This is a genomic window from Pseudaminobacter soli (ex Li et al. 2025) (assembly GCF_029892515.1).
In the GTDB taxonomy this organism is placed as follows: Bacteria; Pseudomonadota; Alphaproteobacteria; order Rhizobiales; family Rhizobiaceae; genus Pseudaminobacter; species Pseudaminobacter soli_A.
The window spans coordinates 208608-227513 of the sequence record NZ_JARXVF010000006.1 but is presented as its reverse complement, the minus strand read 5'-3'; the positions used below and the strand labels follow the sequence as shown (position 1 = coordinate 227513).

The window sequence follows — 18906 nt, the reverse complement described above, 5'->3', positions numbered from 1 at the left end:
GGCGCCAACACCTCGCATTCATTGCCAGTGAAGAGGCCCACCCGCAGACCGAAATCCCTGCCTCGCCCGTGCTCATTTTCGCAGCTGCACGCCCTGCGGAACGGCACCAGTTTCGGGGTCGGTATCTCGGTCGTGTGCAAGCCTGCGGCGGAGGTTGGGCGATCTTTTGCGAACCGCGCAAGGTCGCGACATCACTGAAAAACTGCTCAAGCGTGGCTCGCGGCGGTTGACATCATGATGGTCCTTCTGCAGGGTGAAACCGGTTTCACTTTTTGGATGCGTGCTGTTTGAAGTTCGACCTGTCGATCATCGCCAAGCATATCCCCTTCCTGCTGGAAGGGGCGTGGCTGACCTTTCAGGCCTGCCTGCTTGCCATCATCGGCAGTCTCGTGTTCGGGCTGTTGGTGGCGGCGGCGCGTACGTCGGCCTCGCCTCTGCTCAATCGGCTATCGGCGATCTATGTCGATATCTTCCGCAACATCCCCTTCATCGTGCAGCTCTTCTTCTTCTATTTCGGGCTGCCCGAAATCGGCATCTACATCGACGCCTTCACGACAGGCGTCATCGCCATGTCCGTCGCTGGCGGCGCCTTCACCTCCGACGTCGTTCGGTCGGGCATCCTGGCAATCGACCCGGGCATCATCGAGGCAGCCCAGGTCAGCGGGCTGAAGAAGAGCACGATCTTCCGCAAGATCGTCATGCCCATTGCGCTCCGCGCCTCGGTTCGACCGTTGGGCTCGGTGTTCATCAACCTGATCCTGACCTCGTCGATCCTGTCGACGATCACGCTCAACGAGCTGACGGGTTCGGCCAAGATCGTGGCGTCGCAGACCTTCAGGCCCTTCGAGGTCTATTTCGTCCTGCTCGTCGCCTATGCGGCGCTGACCTGGTTCGTCTCGATCCTGATCGGCATGCTCCATCGCCACCTCAATCGCAACCAGGCGGAGGGAGCGGTCTGATGCGCTACGGGGATTTCACGCCCTACGATCTTGTGCTCCTGCTCCAGGGGCTCGGCGTTTCGCTGGCACTGTTCGTGTCGACCACGTTGATCGGCCTGGTCATCGGCACGCTCTGGGCGGTGATCCGCTTCTACCGCGTGCCGGTGCTGGCTCAGCTGGTCGCCTTTGTCGCCGAACTGCTCAAGAATTCGCCAGTGCTGGTGCAGCTGTTTCTGGTCTTCTTCGGCCTGCCGGCTTTCCTCAAGATCAATGTCACGCCGACCCAAGCCGCCATCATCACCCTATCGGGCAACAGCGCGGCCTTCATCTACGTCATCGCCGTCTCGGCGATCGAGTCGGTCGGCCGCGACCAGCTCGAGGCGGCGCGCGTCTTCGGCCTCAGCCGTTGGCAGATCCTGCGCCGGGTAATCGCGCCACAGGCTGCAGCCTTCGCCATCGGCCCACTGACGGGCCTGTTGGTCAACCAGCTGCAGGTCACCTCGCTGATCTCGGTTATCGGCGTGATGGACCTCACCAAGGTCGGCAACATCCTCAACCTGCGTACGCTCAAGCCGTTCCTCGTCTGGACTGCAGTCGGCGCACTCTACTACATCGCCGCCAAGCTGGTCGCCCATGCCGGCGCCCGCTTCGAGAAGCGGCTTCGCGCCCATACCGCCTGGAAGGGTCTGTAAATGATCAGCATTACCGGCCTGCGCAAATCCTTCGGCGCCACCACCGTCCTGAACGGCATCGATCTCGAAATCCGCAAGGGCGAGGTCGTCTCGGTGCTGGGTTCTTCCGGTTCGGGCAAGTCGACGCTCATCCGCTGCATCAACGGGCTGGAAAAGGTCGATGCCGGCAGGATCACCGTCGACGACTTCGACGTGTCCAAGCCGCGCGAGCTGGCCGAGGCGCGCAAGCGCTCGGGCACCGTGTTCCAGCTCTTCAACCTCTACCCGCACATGACGGCGGCCCAGAACATCGCGCTCGCCCCGGTCGAGGTGCTCAAGGTGCCGCGCAAGGAGGCCGAAGCCGAGGCGCGCCGCCTGCTCCAGCAGGTCGGCCTGTCCGAGCGCGCCGACGCCTATCCGGCCCAACTCTCGGGTGGCCAGCGCCAGCGCGTCGGCATCTGCCGGGCACTGGCCATGAAGCCGAGCTATCTCCTGCTCGACGAGGTCACCAGTGCGCTCGACCCTGAGATGACCGCCGAGGTGCTGTCCATCCTGGCCAATCTCGCCAAGGGCGGCACGACCATGGTGTTCGTCACCCACGAGATCGAGTTCGCCCGTTCCATCTCCACGCGCATCGCCTTTCTCGACAAGGGGCTGATGATCGCCGACCTGCCGACCGAAGAATTCTTCTCCGAAAAGGGCATGGCGCTGCCGCGCGTGGCCCAGTTCCTCTCCAAGATGCGCAAAGACTGAAAAGACCGAAATGATCCTGCTTGCCAATTCCGAGGCCTGGCCCGGCTTCTCCAAAAGCATCGACCTGCTGAAGGCGGGTCGCCACGGCCTCGACGCCATGGTTGCCGGCATCGGCGAGGTCGAGCGCGAGGTGAAGGTGCGCTCCGTCGGCTTCGGCGGTTGGCCGAACATGCTCGGTCGCATGGAGTTCGACGCCGGCGTCATGGACGGCACCACCCGCGAGGTCGGTTCAGTCGGAGCCGTACCAGACACGCTGCCGGTTTCGGCGCTTGCCCATGAGGTGATGAAGCGCCTGCCGCATGTCATGCTGACCGGCGACGGCGCCCGCCGTTTCGCCACCGAGATCGGCTTCGCCGTCGACGAGACGCTCTACGAGGACAGCAAGCGCGTCTGGTGGGAGCGGCTGGAAAAGGAACTGACGCCGGAGGAACTGGCGAAGTTCCCGAACATCGCGCTGGCGCCGCTCAGCCGCACCATCACCGATCCCGAGCGCGTGCGCGACACCACCGTGTTCCTGTCCAAGGATAGTGCCGATGGCCTCAACGTCGTCACCTCGACGTCGGGCTGGGCCTGGAAATATCCCGGCCGCCTGGGCGACTCGCCAATCCCCGGCGCCGGATTCTATGCCGACAGCCGCTTCGGCGCCGCCGCCTGCACCCACACCGGCGAGATGACCATGCGCTGCGGCACGGCACGCACCATCGTGCTCGCCATGCGCCTCGGCCATTCGCTGGAACAGGCCATCGCCTTGGCTGTCGAGGAACTGTGCGAGCTGAAGCAGGGCTTCCTTGCCGGCGTCGTCATCCACGCGCTCGACGCGAAGGGCAACCACAAGGTCGTCAGCCTTAATTGCGAAGAACAGATCCGTTACTGGTATTGGGACGAAAGCCTGCCGGAACCGGAACACCGCTTCGCCGAACCGTTCAAATCCTAGCACTCAAGGGAGAGGGAGCATGAAGAACCTGATTACGAAACTGGCCGGCATGGCACTTGCCATAGGCCTCGCCGCCACGGGCGCAGCCCAGGCCGGCAAGATCGACGAGATCCGCGATCGCGGCACCGTCCGCATCGGCGTGTCGCTCGGCGGCGAGCCGATCGGCTTCCGCGACGCTCAGAACAACCCAGTCGGCTATGACGTCGACGTCGCGACCATGATCGCCGAAAAGCTCGGCGTGCCGGTCGAGTTCGTCGACGTGTCGGGCGACGCCCGCATCTCGATGCTGGTCTCCGGCCAGATCGACATCGCCGTCGCAAACACCTCGGCGACGCTCGAGCGCGCCAAGTCGGTGGATTTCTCGATCCCCTACAACCGCGCCGGCCTGCGCATCATCGTCCAGAAGGATGCCGGCATCTCCAAGATCGAGGACCTCGCCGGCAAGAAGATTGTCGTCGGTCGCGGCTCGACTGGCGAGTCCTTCATCCAGAAGGCCGCACCCCAGGCCGAGCTGGTCTACACCGACAACTTCTCGCCCGAGGGCGTGCTGCTGCTCCAGCAGAAGCGTGTCGACGCGGCCATCGAAGACTCCTCGCTGCTCGACTATCTCGCCACCAAGAACGACAACCTCGTGACGCTGCCCGGCCTCTATTCCAACGACCCGATCGGCATCGCAGTCGCCAAGGGCGACGACGGCTTCGTCCGCTGGATCGACATGTTCGTGTCGGAATACATCCAGAGCGGCGCCTATGAGGCGAACTACAAGAAGTGGTGGGGCGAAAAGGCCAATCCGCCGGCACTGACCCCGCTCTGGTAAGCGGTCAACCGAACAGCGGGCAGGCAGGGCAATCCGGCCTGCCCGTTTTGCATTCAAGAGGTCGCGCGTGGCACGAAAAAGGTCGGCACCGTCACGTCGGCCTTGCCGTCGGCGAATTCGCCGGGACGGGTGAGGAAGCGCAGGATCTCGCCGACATAGGCTTTCTTGTCGTAGCCGATGGACGAGATCGGATAGGCCTCGAAATCTGTCAGCGACAGGTTGTCGAAGCCGTAGAGCCGGAAACGCCCGGGCCGGTTCTGCGGGAACGCATCGCGATGAACATCCATCACACCCATGGCCATGGCATCGGAAGTGCAGAACACTGCATCCACGGTCGGCCAATTGCCCGACTGCGCCACCTGCCGTCCGCTGGCATAGGAATAGTCGCCGCGCAGCTCAGTGACGAGCTTGATTCCATGACGCCGCATCTCGGCCTTGTAGGCGGCGATGCGGCTCTGCTCGACTGGCGAGGACACGCGGCCGGTGACCAGCGCGGCAGTTGCGATGCCTTTGCTGGCGGCATCTGCCACAGCCTCGGCGATGCCGATGGTCTCATCGGGCACGACCGAGGGCGAGGAGCCGTCATGCATGCCGTTCAGCATCAGCACGTCGTCGCTGCGGAACATCTTGCGCACGCTTGCGGCGTCGGCAAAGTCGGAGAACACGAGTGCGGCATCGACATGATAGGCGGCGCCGTTGCGCAAGAACTCCTCGACGCGTTCGACAGAGCCTACGCGCAGGAAGATGACCTGCTTGCCGATCGACTGAATCTCGCCGATCAGCAGGTCGAACAGGTCGAGGTCGGAGAAGTCGTGGATGTGGTTGACGATGACCGCAATGAGGTTGACCGTCTTGGTGGTCAGGCTGCGTGCCAGGAGATTGGGCTTGAAGCCGAGCTTATCGGCTGCTTCAAGCACGCGAGCTCGCTTGTCGGCAGAAACCGGACGGTTTTCGCTCGACAACGCGCGCGAGGCGATGGCGCGCGACACGCCGGCAAGCTCCGCGACATCGGCGATGGTCGGCGAGGAGCGTCGTTTGCGCGAACTGTCCATTGCTTCCTTTGCGATGTATCTGTCTTGAAATCCCGCGCTTTAGGCAGGATGTCCGGCCGCGGAATTTCTTTCGGGAACTGATTTGATGATTACCTGCTTCGATATTGGCGGTTCAACGATAAAAAGCGCCCACGCCCGCTCGGCCGGTGAAATCGAGATCATTGACCGGGTGGCGACGCCGCTCGATGATTTCGACGCATTCGCGGCCGCCATCGCCGCGCGGGCGAACGCTGGGGACCGGCCTTCCAAGGGCGTATCCATTTCGATCGCTGGCGTGGTCGATCCCGCTTCCGGCAGCCTGAAATGCGCCAACATCCCTTGCGTCGACGGCCGCCTCATCGCCGCCGATCTCGAGCGCGTCATCGGCCTGCCTGTGTGGATAGCCAATGATGCCGACTGCTTCGCGCTGGCCGAGGCCACCAGCGGCGCCGGCAAGGGCCATCGCAATGTGTTCGGCGTCATCCTCGGTACAGGGGTCGGTGGCGGACTGGTCATCGACGGTCGCATCGTCGCCGGCGCCGGCGGCTATGCCGGCGAATGGGGTCATGGCAAAGCACTGCAGACGACCGTCGGCCAGCCGCCGACGGAGGTGCCGCACTTCGCATGCGGCTGCGGCCAGTCCGGCTGCGTCGATACAATCGGCGGCGCGCGCGGAATGGAGAAACTGCACGAGCTCCTCTGCGGCGAGGGGTTGTCGAGCACCGAAGTCATTGACCGCTGGCGCGCAGGCGAGGTGAGTGCGAGCCGCACCATCGACATCTATCTCGAATTGGTCAGCGTGCCGCTGGCGCTCACTCTCAACATCATCGGCTCGTCCATCGTGCCGGTCGGCGGCGGTCTGTCCAACGTTCCCGAGCTGATCGAAGCACTGGACCGGGAGGTGCGCGGCCGCACGCTGCGCCGCGCTGCCAACCCGTTGGTGGTCAAGGCAGCACTCACCACCGAACCCGGCCTGATCGGCGCTGCCGCCCTCGGCCTCCTGGAGATCGCCAATGTCTGAGAAGATCCTGCTCGAAGTCTGCGTTGATAGCCCGGAGGGCCTTGCCGCGGCGATCTCTGGTGGTGCCGACCGCATCGAGCTTTGCTCAGCGCTGGAGACCGGCGGGCTGACCCCGTCGCCCGGCCTGATGACGCTGGCAGCCAAGGCGCCGATCCCGGTCTATGCGATGATCCGCTCGCGCCCCGGCGACTTCGTCTATGGCGATGGCAATGGGGATATGGCGGCACTTCTTGCCGACATCGACGCGGTGCGCGCCGCCGGCCTGGAAGGGGTCGTGCTTGGCGCCAATCGCGCAGATGGCAGCCTCGACCGCGATGTGCTTGCGCGCCTGGCTGACCATGCGAAGGGACTTGGCAAGACGCTGCACCGTGCCTTCGATCTTGCCGGTCCTGATTTTGCAGCCGCAATCGACCTTGCCGTCGAGCTTGGATTCGAACGCATCCTGACCTCGGGCGGCGAGACGACGGCATTGAAGGGTTTGGAGGCACTTGCGGCGTGTTTCACCCACGCCGGTGATCGCATCGTTATCATGCCGGGCTCAGGGGTTAATCTCGAAACGCTGGACGCCATCTGGGCGCGATTGCCCTTCCGCGAAATCCACTCGTCCTGCTCTGTCGCCGCTGATGCGACCGCTGGAAAGGCGCTGGAGCTGGGCTTCGTCTCGCCGCGCCCGAAGCGGACCGACGAAGGGATCGTCCGGGCGATCAAGGCGAAACTCGCCTGAAAGGGAGAACCGTTCCAGCACGCACGCCAAGGTTGCGCGATTCATGAAAATTATGCCGCGTTGCGGGTATGTGGGGTGGTCACCGTCGATCTCCGCAATGGTCGCGTACTGCGAGGCAGCATTCGGCGCTGGCCTTCCGCGAGGCAATGCACTAACAGTCCGCCGACTCCAACCGGGTTCTAATCAACCCTTCCTGCCCATGATCGGTGGTGGCAACGATGGTCATATATCAGCGCTACTTGGTGTTCGCCGGTGCTGCGCTCATCACGCTTCTCGCTGCTGCCGGAGCGCTGCTCTACAGCGCCTGGCTTCTGCCGGTTGCAGTGATTTCTGGAGCGCTGGTTGCACTGGGCATTTACGATCTTGTGCAGCGCCGGCATTCCATTTTGCGCAACTATCCGGTCATCGGTCATTTGCGCTTCATTGTGGAGAGCTTTCGTCCCGAGATACGACAATATCTCATCGAGGGCGATCGCGACGCCGAGCCGTTCAGCCGTCAGGACCGTGGACTTGTCTACCAGCGGGCAAAAGGCGTCGAAGACAAGCGGCCATTTGGCACGATCGAGAACGTCTATGGTTCCGGCTATGCATGGCTGACCCACTCCGCTACGCCCGTCGTTATCAAGAATACCGATTTCCGCGTCCGCATCGGAGGTTCTGCGTGCAAGCAGCCCTATGATGCCAGCCTCTACAACATCTCGGCGATGAGCTTTGGCTCGCTGTCTGCAAATGCCATCCTCGCGCTGAACACTGGTGCGAAGAAGGGTGGGTTTGCCCATGACACGGGCGAAGGGGGCATCAGCCGTTATCATCGCCAAAGCGGGGGCGACCTGATCTATCAGATCGCATCCGGCTATTTTGGCTGCCGCAACGATGATGGCAGCTTCTCGCCAGAGAAGTTTGCAGAGCTTGCCGCCGATCCGCAGATCAGGATGATCGAGGTGAAGCTGAGCCAGGGTGCAAAGCCAGGTCATGGCGGCATGCTCCCTGCATCAAAGATCTCGCCCGAAATTGCTCAGGCGCGCGGTATCCCGATGGGGATCGACTGCGTGTCTCCTGCGGCGCACAGTACGTTCTCTACTCCCATCGGACTGATGGAATTCATCGGCCAGCTGCGTGAGCTGTCGGGGGGTAAACCTGTCGGCTTCAAGCTCTGTATCGGCCATCGCCGAGAGTTCATGAGCATGGTCAAGGCAATGTTGAAGACGGGCATCATTCCTGACTTCATCGTTGTCGATGGGGCCGAAGGCGGGACCGGAGCAGCACCCGTTGAATTTGCCAACCGTGTCGGCATGCCGATGCTGGAGGGCCTGACCTTTGTTCACAATGCATTGCGTGGCGCCGGCATCCGCGATGAAGTCAGGATCGGCGCGGCGGGCAAGATTATCTCTGCATTTGATATTGCTCGCACCCTGGCTCTTGGTGCTGATTGGTGCAACTCGGCGCGCGGCTTCATGTTTGCGATCGGGTGCATTCAGGCACAGTCATGCCATACCAACAAATGCCCGGTCGGGATTGCGACCCAGGACCCGGCGCGTCAGCGCGCGATCGACGTTGGTGACAAGAGCGATCGCGTTGCACGGTTCCATCGCAATACCATGAAGGCACTGGGCGAGATCGCCGGCGCAGCAGGGTTGAGCGATCCGCGCAATTTCATGCCGTACCACTTCATGTTTCGACAGAAGGACAATGAGTTTCTCGACGGGAACGAGGCCTATCCTTACCTGCCCGAGGGCTTCCTTGTTTCGGGAGAGGAGGAAATCCCGGAGCTCGCCGACTGGTACAGCCGATGGGATCGTGCGGCCGCCGAGAGTTTCGACCCGCCTGAAATCCCGCACGGACCGTTCATGCGCCGAAATGTTGGGCTCTCGCTTGCGGCCCAATAGACGAAGCCGTTTGCTGTCGAATTAAGAGCAGACGGTTTGCCGCGGCCGTTGGGCTGGCCCGGTCTATCACCGACGGTGGCCGGTGCGCTCGGGGCGACCGAGCGTCTTGATGTCGAGGTGAATGAGTTCGCCAGGTTCAATCGGGCCCGGCGAATGACTGAAGCTTCGTGGCGTCAGTCTCCCGCTCAGGTCCGAATGGACAGCCTGCAGAAAGCTCACATCGGGGCGCATGGCTGACAACGACACGCGCCTCGCATGCCGTTTGCGTTTGTCCGCTCCACGTTTATGCCCAGCTCGAACAGGCCGAGTTCGCTCGCTCGGCAAAGCCAAGGCGGGTTTTTGCGGATCTCAACCTCGCCGTAGACCATCGCGCGCAGGCGCCACCCCTCATGAACTTAAGTGCTTCCACGAGACGGTCAGATCAAAGAGACAAAACTAATTGACTAAATAGTAAGTCACTTTTACGTTGATCCTAACAGGACATAAACTGCCGGGTCAGCCGGCGGCATTGGCTCAGCAGGGGGGACACGCGCTTTGCCAGAGGAAAAGTCCGCAGTCGAAATCCGTCAGGTCACCAAGGTATTCGGGGACGCATTCAAGGCCTTGGACGGCGTTTCCATATCAATCCGCAAAAACGAGTTCTTCACGCTTCTCGGTCCGTCGGGCTGTGGCAAGACCACGCTTCTGCGGCTGATAGCCGGCTTCGAATATCCGACAGCCGGCACAATCCAACTGCACGGCAAGGACATTGCGACGCTGCCGCCCTATCAGCGGCCGATCAACACAGTGTTCCAGAACTATGCGCTGTTCCCGCACCTGACGGTCAGCCAGAACATAGGCTTTGGTCTTGAGATGCTGGGCAAGCCGAAGGCGGAGATCGCGGCACGTGTCGAGAACATGCTGCGACTCGTGCGGATGGAGGACCTGAGGCACAGGAGGACAACCGAGATTTCCGGCGGCCAGCAGCAGCGCGTGGCTCTGGCCCGCGCGCTGGCCCCGGCGCCCAAGGTGCTGCTTCTGGACGAGCCGCTCAGCGCCCTGGACTACAAGTTGCGCAAGGAAATGCAGATCGAACTGAAACGTCTTCAGCTCGAAACCGGCATTACCTTTATTTTCGTTACCCACGACCAGGAAGAAGCACTGACCATGTCGGACCGCATTGCGGTCCTTTCCGGAGGTCGGGTCCTGCAAGTAGGTACCCCACGCGAGATCTATGACAGCCCCGGCGACCGGTTCGTCGCCGACTTCATCGGCGAAGCAAATTTCCTGAGTGGCGAGATTGTTACCGCCGCCAAGGATCGCGCACTGGTTAGGCTGGCGTCGGGCGTCGATATAGTGGCGCGGCTGCCTCACTTTGCGCCACAGCAGGGCAGGGTGACTGTCATCGTCCGTCCCGAGCATGCCGAGATCCACGCCGACGGACGACCATCACCTCTGAGCGGCACGCTGGAAAGCATTGTTTACTTCGGCACAGACACCCATCTGCACGTACGACTTTCCCATGGCGACCGGTTCGTGGTGCGCCGCCAGAACAGCGCATTGCAGGACGCAGCCCTTGTGACCGGCGCACCGGTCGGAGTGGCTATCGACTTGGCCGCTGCTCAGATCCTGAGGAACTGACCATGGCGACAGCTTCCGAGATCGCCACTGCCGCTGCGCGCACGGATGTCCGAAACCGCTGGTGGCTTGCCACTCCGGCCCTGCTGATTGTGCTGCTCGCAGCGATCGGGCCGCTTGTCGTGGTCGTGCTCTATTCCTTCATGGTCAAGGGCGACTACGGTGACGTGAAGTACTGGCAATTCTCGCTGGACGGCTGGTTCAGCGTCATCTTCGAACGCGACGTCTTCGATGACACGCTGAAACTCGCCGACGCACATCTGATAATCCTATGGCGTTCGGTGAAACTGTCGTTGATCACCACGCTCGTGACGCTGCTCCTGGGCTTTCCCACGGCCTACTTCATCGCGACCCGCGACCGGCGTTGGCGGGATTTCTGGTTGTTCCTGGTCACCCTCCCATTCTGGACCAACCTGCTCATCCGCACTTTCGCGATACAGGAAGTGTTCCGCAATGAAGGGGTAGTGAATAGCGCGCTGCTGCAGCTCGGCGTAATAAAGCGGCCGCTTCAGATCATGTTCACCGACGTCGGCATCTTCCTGGGCATGGCCTATGTCTATCTGCCGCTGATGGTCCTGCCGCTTTACGCAAGCATCGAGAGATTCGATTTTCGGTTCGCCGAGGCGGCGGCTGATCTTTACGCCAGCAATTTCAATGTATTGCGACGGATCATCATCCCAATGATGCGGCCGGGCATCATTGCCGGATCGATCCTGGTCTTCATACCGTCGCTCGGGGCCTATGTGACGCCACGGCTGCTGGGCGGCGGCAGGAACCTGATGCTCGGCAACCTGATAGAGCTCCAGTTTGGCCAGGGGCGCAACTGGCCGCTGGGATCGGCGCTTTCCATAACGCTGACCGGCGGCGTCATGCTGGCCCTCCTTGTCTATGTGCGCGCAGCGTCGAAATCCGGGAGCGGGCAGCATGGCTAGGCGGCATTCGGTAAGGCGGCAACGGGGATTTACGACAATTGCGCTCCTCTGCTTTGTTCTGCTCTATCTCCCGATCGGCACGATGGTGGTATTCGCCTTCAACGCCGGAACCACGGTAGGTGCGATCGAGGGTCTGTCGTTGCGATGGTTCGTGACGGCCTGGAACAACGAAAGCGTCATCGAAGCAACACTCAGGTCTCTGACCGTAGCCCCGATTGCCGCGTTTGTCGCGACCATTGCCGCCACCATGGCGGCTCTCGCCACCACCCGCACCGCGTCCTACCGCGGGCTCGCCTTCAAGGTCGCGTTCATCAACCAGCCGCTCATGGTGCCCGAGATCGTCACCGCAGTGGCCCTGCTTGTGGTCTTTTCGCGGGTCAAGGTGTGGACCGGTTACACGGGGATTGGCTACCTCATCGCCGCCCACATCGCGTTCTGCATTCCCTTCGCCTTCCTGCCGATCCGCGCGCGGCTGGAGACGATGGATCTTTCCCTCGAACGGGCCGCCGCCGACCTCTACGCCACTCCTTGGAAGGTCTTTTGCCGCGTGACCTTCCCGCTTCTGTGGCCTGCGATCCTTGCCGGCTTCATGCTCGCTTTCGTCGTCTCCCTCGACGATGTGGTGATCACTGAATTCATCAAATCGGCAGGGCAGGAAACGCTGCCCACCTACATGCTCGGCCAGTTGCGACGGACCGTAACGCCCGAGATGAACGCCATTTCGACGATGTTTCTGGCGCTTTCGATCGCCGTCGTCACCCTCTTCTTCTTCCTCAGCCGCAAGAAGGACTGACCTGCCTCAACCAACCGGAGTTTCCCATGCGATTGCTTGTTACTGCCGCTGCATCGATCTTCGCGTTCTTGCATATTGGAACTGCCAATGCCGAAGGTGTTCTGAACATCTTCAACTGGGGCAATTACACGAGCCCCGATCTGATCAAGAAATTCGAGGAGAAATACAACGTCAAGGTGACGATCACGGACTTTGATTCCAACGATACCGCGCTCGCCAAGGCCCGCCAGGGTGGCAATGATTTCGACATCGTCGTGCCGACCTCGACCTTCGTAAAGATCTGGATCGATGAGGGGCTTCTGCTGGAAACCCGCCCCGACCAGATGGAGAATTTCAAGAATGTCGACCCGCGTTGGGTCAATGTGGATTTCGATCCCGGCCGCCACTACACAGTGCCGTGGCAATGGGGAACGACCGGCATGCTGGTGAACACGTCGGTCTATTCCGGCGATCCCAACACCTCGGCGATCTTCCTCGATCCGCCTGCTGAACTCAAGGGCAAGCTAAGTGTGGTGCCTGAGATGGGCGATATCCTGACGCTCGCCATCTACTACGAAGGCGGCGAAGCCTGCACCAGCGACAAGACTATTCTGCGCAAGGTCCGCGACCGGCTGGTTGCAGCCAGACCCACCTGGCTGGCGCTGGATTACCCCAGCATCGAAAAATACACCGCCGGCGATTTTGATGCAGGCGTCAACTGGGGCGGCGCATCGATGCGCGTACGCCTGGCCAATTCGCATTTCGTCTATGGCTATCCGAAGGAAGGCTATCCGATCTGGATGGACAACGTCGCGGTGCTGAAGACTGCTCCGCACGTCGAGAATGCGAAGCTGTTCCAAAACTTCGTCATGGATCCGGAGAACGCGGCGATGATCTCGGCCTATGCGCGCTACGCCAACGGCATTGCCGGCTCCGAGAAATTCATGCCCGAAGAGATGAAGAACGCGCCGGAAATTGTGGTCCCAGCCAAGTTCCTCGACAAGGGCAAGTTCACGCCGGCCTGCCCGCCGGAAGTGAATGAAATGTATACGAAAATCTGGACCGAAGTCCTCAAGTGACCCTGGATATCCGGCTGACTTTCCGCACGACACTGGCTTCCAATGAGAAGTGTCACGAGTTGGGTCGGCCGGAGCAATCTTCCTTCTCTAGTTCGGAGCCATCAATGAGTGATCTTGAACTCTGTTACATGCCTGCACACGAGGCGCTGGGCCGTTTCCGCAAACGTGAGCTTTCTCCGGTTGAGCTCATGGAAGCGACGATCCGTCGTGCCGAGACGGTGAAAGCGCCGGTCAACGCCCTGACCTATACCCATTTTGACGAAGCCATGGATCGGGCGAAACGGGCAGAAGCAAAGTATGCCAGGGGTGCCAGGACCGGTGCGCTTGAAGGCCTGCCCGTCGGCATCAAGGACGAAAGCGAGATCAAGGGCAAGCCGACCTCGATTGGTTCGCTAATCCACAAGGACCATGTCGCCGACAGAACCTCGACGATGAACGCGCGCATCATGGCAGCCGGCGGCATCGTTCATGCACGGACCGCCACGCCTGAGTACTGCTGTGCGGGAACCACCTGGTCGCGTCTTTGGGGTGTAACGCGCAACCCATGGAACCCTGAATTCACCTGCGGCGGCTCGTCGGGTGGGGCAGGCGCCTCGCTGGGATCGGGAACATCGTCGCTCGCGACCGGGTCCGACATCGGCGGGTCGATCCGGATTCCGGCGGCGGCCTGCGGCGTGGTCGGCTACAAGCCACCCTATGGCCGCAATCCCGACGATGCGCCGTTCAACCTGGACTTCTTCTGCCACACGGGCCCGATGGCACGGACGGTCACAGACGCGATCCTACTTCAGAATGTGATGAGTGGCCCAAGCCCATACGACATTGCGACGCTGCGACCCAAGCTGCGCCTGCCACTCGAGTACAAGCCGATCAAGGGCTGGAAAATCGCCTTCTCCATGGATCTCGGATTCTTCGAGGTCGATCCCGAGGTACAGAAAAACACGCTTGCGGCGCTTGATGTATTCCGTTCGCTCGGCGCCACGGTGGAAGAAGTCGACCTGGGCTGGAAGCCTCACATCCTCGATGCGGGTCTGGGCTACCTGGACCACATTTTCGGGGCTTATCTGTCAGGCCTCCTAAAGGAGCATGGCGACAAGATGACCACCTACGCCCGGCAGTTCGCGGTGCGCGGTGGCAAGTCGAAGGCATTGGATTTCGTGAAAAGCCTCGAGGTTATCGACGACATGTATCTGACGCTGGGACCCATCCTGGAGCGATATGACGTCTTGATCTGCCCAACCAATGCTCTGCCTGCCGTGCCGGCCGACTTCGATCATTCCACCGGATCGGTCGAGATCAACGGCAAGCAAGTCAATCCCATGCTCGGTTGGGCGATGACGACGCCCTTCAACATGATGAGCCGCTGCCCCGTTCTTTCGGTGCCCTCGGGACGTGCCCGCAACGGTGTGCCGACCGGCATCCAGATCGTCGGGCGCACCTATCGCGATGCGGATGTATTCCGAGCGGGTCTCGCTTTCGAAACCGCGCAGGGTTCCTGGTACCGCGACGCGGCCAACCGCCCAACCCTCTAATTGAACCGGTCAACGGCGAGTGCGCCGTTGACCATCGCTGGTCATCTGTCGATAAGAGCGAAAGAGTGCCGGACTGCCCGGCAATCTGGGAGCAGCGCGTTGAAGACAGCGAAACCCTCTACCACCAAACAGACGAAGGAGCAGAAGGTCGCCGCTTCCGCGCCGATGACCAAAGCTGGAAAAACGGATCGTCGCCACCTGCGCGGTTTGGCCACCACGCAACGAATTATCGACACGACGATCCGATTGATAGCCGAAGAGGGCATAGCTAGCGTCACCATGCAGCGGATCGCCGAGCACATCGGGTCCTCCAATGCCCTTGTCGTGTTTCACTTCGGCACGAAGGAGAAGCTCTTTCGTGCAGTTCTTGAGTATCTAAATGATCAGTTTGAACGGCTTTGGCAGGAGACGGTGCTTCTGCCCGGGCTGACGGCGTCGGAGCGAATAGTCACTGCCATCGACTGTGCGCTCCATTTCAGGCAACAGCATCCAGATTGGGTAGCCGTCTGGGTGCTATTCAGCAGCGACCGCCAGACAGTGCAACTGGACCGAATGATCAGTCTGCCCAGCGATCGTGAATACCTGGCCCAGACGCGAGGTTTCCTCGCCGAAGTGGCGCGGGAAGGTGGCTACAAGGATGTCGATGTAGAAACGCTGGCCGAGGGGCTCAACTATCTGGTGCAGGGTGCCTGGTACTGGGACACACTCAATCCCGATACCGTCCGTTCCGACGCGTTGCACAAGACGGCCATGACCCTCTTGCGTGAGGCATTCCCGGGCAGCTTCCCCAACGGCTGATGCCATGCTTCGACTGTGGTTTTCTTGACCTGACGTCGTGGACGCATGCGTTTCAAAGACGGGTGGGATGCCTCTTCAACAGTCTGTTCGGCCTTCCGCATGCTTCGGCAGAACTATTGCAACAGTTGCACCACCATCACTTCGGTTGCTGAAGGTCAAGTGTCCGCCATGAGCAGTAGCAATTGCCTGCACAACCGAGAGCCCCAATCCGGTGCCTCCCGTCGCGCGAGAACGTGACGGGTCGCCCCGCCAAAACGGATTGACTGCGATTGCATCCATGTCTTCTGGAAAACCCGGGCCGCGATCCATCACGCGAATTGCAACGCTCTTGTCTGGCAGCGTTTCGGTTTCGCAACGAAGAACCCCGCCGATTGCGGCGTAACGGCATGCATTTTCGAGAAGTGCCAGAAGCGCTTGTCGAACGCGCTGTGAATCGACCGAAGCATAGGCCGGCCGCAACTGCGTCTCGACCGTCAATTCGCTCGCGTCTAGCATGGGTTTTGCGGATGCGAGAACCGCTTCGACAAGTTCGGCGGCATTGAGCCTGTCGCGGTCCACTACAAGCTTATGCCCGATGGCAAGAGACAGTGTTCGCAAATCCTCGACGAGCCGCGTCAGGCCCTCGACCTGAAGCAGGAGATTTGAGACGGTCTTCTGTTCCATCGGGAAGACGCCGTCGAGCATACCCTGCATCGATCCGCGTAATATGGTGAGTGGCGTGCGCAGTTCATGGGCAACGGCCATATTGTTGAACCGCAACCGCTCTTCCATTGTCTCCAGGCTCATGGCGAGTGCGTTGAAAGTTTCCACCAGGCTCGAGATTTCGCGCGCGCCCTTGTGTGATGCCGAAACGCGAACAGAGAAATCACCTGATTTCAAACTGTCCGCCGCTGAGGTGAGCTCTTCGAGTGGGCGTGCGATGCGTCGTGCAAGATAGAAGCCGATGAGGCTACACATCAGAGCGGAAAGGAGGCCGCAAACCAGAACCGACATATAGAGCTGAAAGTTGGCTGGTTCCGTCAGCGTATTAATGTGATCGAAGAGTTCCCTGAGGGAAGCGGCATCCGGTACGATCCCGGCATTCATATCCTTGTAGGCAGCCGCTGCATTCGGAGACAGGCTGTCGATGATGCTCTCTTCCAAATAGGACGAATACCAGCTCACGCCCAGATAGGCCAAGCCAACGCTGAGCAGCAGCATGGCTGCGATGACAATGGCGGTGAGTCTCGCAAGCGACAGGGAGGGGATCTTCATTTGGGATCCGCAAACCGATAACCGACGCCACGAATGGCGGGAAAGAAGCCCGTCTGACCTAGCTCCTCAAGCTTCCGTCTAAGATTGGAAATGTGCGTGTCGACGGTGCGCATCAAAGCGGCACTTTCTGGCAGGCAGGCATCGAGAATATCAGCGCGGTCGAATGCATGCGTGGGGCGGCGGATCATATAGGCGAGAATGCGAAATTCGCTTAGGGTAAGCTGTATGGGAATGCGCTGCCCATCCGTGTTGACGAAGGCTGAATAGGCATTGGAATCCACTTCAATGGCACCGAAGCGGCGTACAGCGTCTTGTCGTTCGCCATTGGTGCGACGAAGAACAGCCTTCACACGGGCGACCACTTCCTGCGGGTTGAAGGGCTTGACCACATAGTCGTCTGCGCCCAGACGCAGGCCGCTCAGGCGATCGATGTCTTCAGCAAGCGCAGTTACCATGATGACCGGTGTATCGCCCGCGTGCCGCAAACGCGCAAGAACAGCAAAGCCGTCCAGTTTCGGTATCCGAACATCCAGCAAGACAATATCCGGCGACAGGACTGCATGATGCTGTAGCGCGGTTTCACCATCGGAAGCCCGCACGGTACGGTATCCTTCACGCACGAGATAGGCATCCAATATCTGCGCAATCTCCGGCTCATCCTCAACGATCAGAACGAGACTGTTTTCCACGTTTAGCTCCGCATCCTGCTGAGTTCTTCTTTCGCCTTCGCCTGGTCCGTTGCCTTCAGACCGTTCATGGCAAATCTTCCGTAGCGCCATCGACCCGCCACCAGCACATCGATCGTCGCTATCAGCTTTTGATTCAAGCCTCTATCGGCCGGGCTTGACCAATCGATCGCGACGCAATCGATGGTCCGATAAGGCGCCCGGAAAAGCGGATTGTATAGGCCCGTTGATGGTTGCTCACAGGGCGCCGGATTTTCCTCCATCCAATCTTGACACAGATGAAGAAAGGCAAGGCGCGGCCTCGCCGCCTATTCGGTCAATCATCAATGGCGCCGTCATGCTTGCGGATACACATACACATCCAAGTTCGTCTTCCACCCTCTCGCAACTGCCGACCACCAAGGCAGGAAAACACGAAGAGCGCTCCGATGCCGAGCCGTCGAAGCAGCTGCCTGCGTCGCATTCGATACTTCGGCAGGCGATCACCATGGGCAAACGCGTGGCGTTCCGGCGCACAATGGCGTTCTGGCTGCGCTTCGCCATTTCGCCAATACTCACATTGCGCTGGCTACGGTTCCTTCAGGAATTCACTCAGCAGCACACATTTGCACCGCCGCATGACGATCTTGTCCGGAAATCACTGTCGGCGTTCCTCGTTTACCGAATGGCATATCGGACTCGCTTCGACATTCTCGTCCAGCATTTTGATGTGGCGGGGTTTCTTCTCAAGCCGCAAATGCTCCAAACGCTTTGGCAGGGCGGAAAGGTTGAGATCGGTGCTGTCTCAGGGCGCGATCAGGATTATCGACTGCAGCTGTCTCTCACGGACCATTGTGGCAGCCGTCATGAGGGTGTTTTCGCGCTGCGTCTCATACGCGCTGTCGATCGCGCAATTTTGTGTACGGCAAGTTTCGTCTTCGTGCGCAGGCCAGGCAACTCCTACAGTATCGCTATCGGAGGTTTGCAGGGATCTGCCCAGCAAGACGCGAAGAGAGCCGTCATTTCCGCGACCCGTGACCTTGGCGGCTTGCGGCCCAAGGATGCAGTGTTGCTGGTCTTGAATGGCATGATGGCGCGGAGTGTCACATCCTACATCATCGCAGTTTCCAACTCTCGTCACGTCATCAATCAAAGGGCATCGGCACGCAGGCGCATGAGAATGCGAACCGATCTTGACGCCTATTGGATTGAAAGAGGCGGCGTGCATTTCCCGCCCTTCGGCTTTCGATTGCCTGTCAATCCAGTGATCAATGAGCGCTGTGAAAGCAGACGCGATATCGCCAAGTTCGCTTTTTTGCAGATTGGAACTCATCTACTGGCTAAGTGAAGCGATCATGCTCCCGATCGACGCCGGCGCGCAGGGCCACAGAGGTCGATCTCCCAAAGATTTAGCTTCGACGATGCGCCGCCGGCCGACCTCGTCGGGCGACCGCGTAGGCGTCCCCTTGGGCGAAGCCTTGT

Annotated in this window: 18 protein-coding genes; 15 read left to right on the top strand and 3 right to left on the bottom strand. The window is 60.5% G+C overall.

All coding sequences use genetic code 11. The features are described from left to right. The first annotated feature begins 287 nt into the window (after positions 1 to 287). From M2281_RS22545 to M2281_RS22525, 5 genes are read left to right on the top strand one after another with little or no spacing between them, the layout of a single operon-like run. Positions 288 to 959 carry an amino acid ABC transporter permease gene (locus tag M2281_RS22545; RefSeq protein WP_280823424.1) on the top strand — a complete coding sequence of 224 codons (672 nt, stop codon included), beginning with the start codon at positions 288 to 290 and terminating at the stop codon, positions 957 to 959. Next, a complete protein-coding gene (locus tag M2281_RS22540) occupies positions 959 to 1630 on the top strand; it encodes an amino acid ABC transporter permease (RefSeq protein ID WP_280823423.1) in 672 nt (223 codons plus the stop codon). Before M2281_RS22545 ends, M2281_RS22540 begins: the two co-directional genes overlap by 1 nt. Continuing rightward, the gene (locus tag M2281_RS22535) at positions 1631 to 2362 is read left to right on the top strand and encodes an amino acid ABC transporter ATP-binding protein (RefSeq protein WP_280823422.1); all 732 of its coding nucleotides are present in this window, start codon (positions 1631 to 1633) and stop codon (positions 2360 to 2362) included. A gap of 10 nt (positions 2363 to 2372) precedes the next feature. Then, on the top strand, positions 2373 to 3296 hold the full coding sequence (locus M2281_RS22530; protein ID WP_280823421.1) for an isoaspartyl peptidase/L-asparaginase: 924 nt from the start codon (positions 2373 to 2375) through the stop codon (positions 3294 to 3296). A 19-nt stretch (positions 3297 to 3315) separates the two neighbouring features. Continuing rightward, on the top strand, positions 3316 to 4113 hold the full coding sequence (locus tag M2281_RS22525) for a transporter substrate-binding domain-containing protein (RefSeq protein ID WP_280823420.1): 798 nt from the start codon (positions 3316 to 3318) through the stop codon (positions 4111 to 4113). A 53-nt stretch (positions 4114 to 4166) separates the two neighbouring features. Here the strand turns inward: M2281_RS22525 and M2281_RS22520 are convergent, their stop codons facing one another. Beyond that, positions 4167 to 5165: a LacI family DNA-binding transcriptional regulator gene (locus tag M2281_RS22520; RefSeq protein ID WP_280823419.1), complete on the bottom strand. Its 999-nt coding sequence runs from the start codon at positions 5163 to 5165 to the stop codon at positions 4167 to 4169. Positions 5166 to 5250: 85 nt separating this feature from the next. On the opposite strand from M2281_RS22520, the gene M2281_RS22515 reads away from it, so the two are divergent. The 9 genes from M2281_RS22515 to M2281_RS22475 all read left to right on the top strand — a co-directional run bounded on the left by M2281_RS22515 (position 5251) and on the right by M2281_RS22475 (position 15505). After that, the gene (locus M2281_RS22515; protein WP_280823418.1) at positions 5251 to 6165 is read left to right on the top strand and encodes an ROK family protein; all 915 of its coding nucleotides are present in this window, start codon (positions 5251 to 5253) and stop codon (positions 6163 to 6165) included. Further along, positions 6158 to 6889, top strand: coding sequence for a copper homeostasis protein CutC (locus M2281_RS22510; protein ID WP_280823417.1), 732 nt, complete (start codon positions 6158 to 6160; stop codon positions 6887 to 6889). The genes M2281_RS22515 and M2281_RS22510 overlap by 8 nt, the downstream gene beginning before the upstream one ends. 218 nt (positions 6890 to 7107) lie before the next feature. Then, positions 7108 to 8775: an FMN-binding glutamate synthase family protein gene (locus tag M2281_RS22505; protein ID WP_280823416.1), complete on the top strand. Its 1668-nt coding sequence runs from the start codon at positions 7108 to 7110 to the stop codon at positions 8773 to 8775. Positions 8776 to 9309: 534 nt separating this feature from the next. After that, on the top strand, positions 9310 to 10395 hold the full coding sequence (locus tag M2281_RS22500) for an ABC transporter ATP-binding protein (RefSeq protein WP_280823415.1): 1086 nt from the start codon (positions 9310 to 9312) through the stop codon (positions 10393 to 10395). Between the two features lie 2 nt (positions 10396 to 10397). Next, a complete protein-coding gene (locus M2281_RS22495; protein WP_280823414.1) occupies positions 10398 to 11324 on the top strand; it encodes an ABC transporter permease in 927 nt (308 codons plus the stop codon). Then, a complete protein-coding gene (locus M2281_RS22490; protein ID WP_280823413.1) occupies positions 11317 to 12117 on the top strand; it encodes an ABC transporter permease in 801 nt (266 codons plus the stop codon). The genes M2281_RS22495 and M2281_RS22490 overlap by 8 nt, the downstream gene beginning before the upstream one ends. A 26-nt stretch (positions 12118 to 12143) precedes the next feature. Then, positions 12144 to 13175: an extracellular solute-binding protein gene (locus M2281_RS22485; RefSeq protein WP_280823412.1), complete on the top strand. Its 1032-nt coding sequence runs from the start codon at positions 12144 to 12146 to the stop codon at positions 13173 to 13175. Positions 13176 to 13279: 104 nt separating this feature from the next. Then, positions 13280 to 14707: an amidase gene (locus M2281_RS22480; RefSeq protein WP_280823411.1), complete on the top strand. Its 1428-nt coding sequence runs from the start codon at positions 13280 to 13282 to the stop codon at positions 14705 to 14707. Between the two features lie 99 nt (positions 14708 to 14806). Then, on the top strand, positions 14807 to 15505 hold the full coding sequence (locus M2281_RS22475) for a TetR/AcrR family transcriptional regulator (RefSeq protein ID WP_280823410.1): 699 nt from the start codon (positions 14807 to 14809) through the stop codon (positions 15503 to 15505). Between the two features lie 75 nt (positions 15506 to 15580). Here the strand turns inward: M2281_RS22475 and M2281_RS22470 are convergent, their stop codons facing one another. Beyond that, a complete protein-coding gene (locus M2281_RS22470) occupies positions 15581 to 16759 on the bottom strand; it encodes an ATP-binding protein (RefSeq protein WP_280823409.1) in 1179 nt (392 codons plus the stop codon). Further along, complete coding sequence (locus M2281_RS22465) at positions 16756 to 17448, bottom strand: response regulator (protein WP_280823408.1); 693 nt, start codon at positions 17446 to 17448, stop codon at positions 16756 to 16758. Before M2281_RS22465 ends, M2281_RS22470 begins: the two co-directional genes overlap by 4 nt. A gap of 226 nt (positions 17449 to 17674) precedes the next feature. On the opposite strand from M2281_RS22465, the gene M2281_RS22460 reads away from it, so the two are divergent. Further along, positions 17675 to 18772 carry a DUF535 family protein gene (locus tag M2281_RS22460; protein ID WP_280823557.1) on the top strand — a complete coding sequence of 366 codons (1098 nt, stop codon included), beginning with the start codon at positions 17675 to 17677 and terminating at the stop codon, positions 18770 to 18772. Positions 18773 to 18906: the final 134 nt, after the last annotated feature.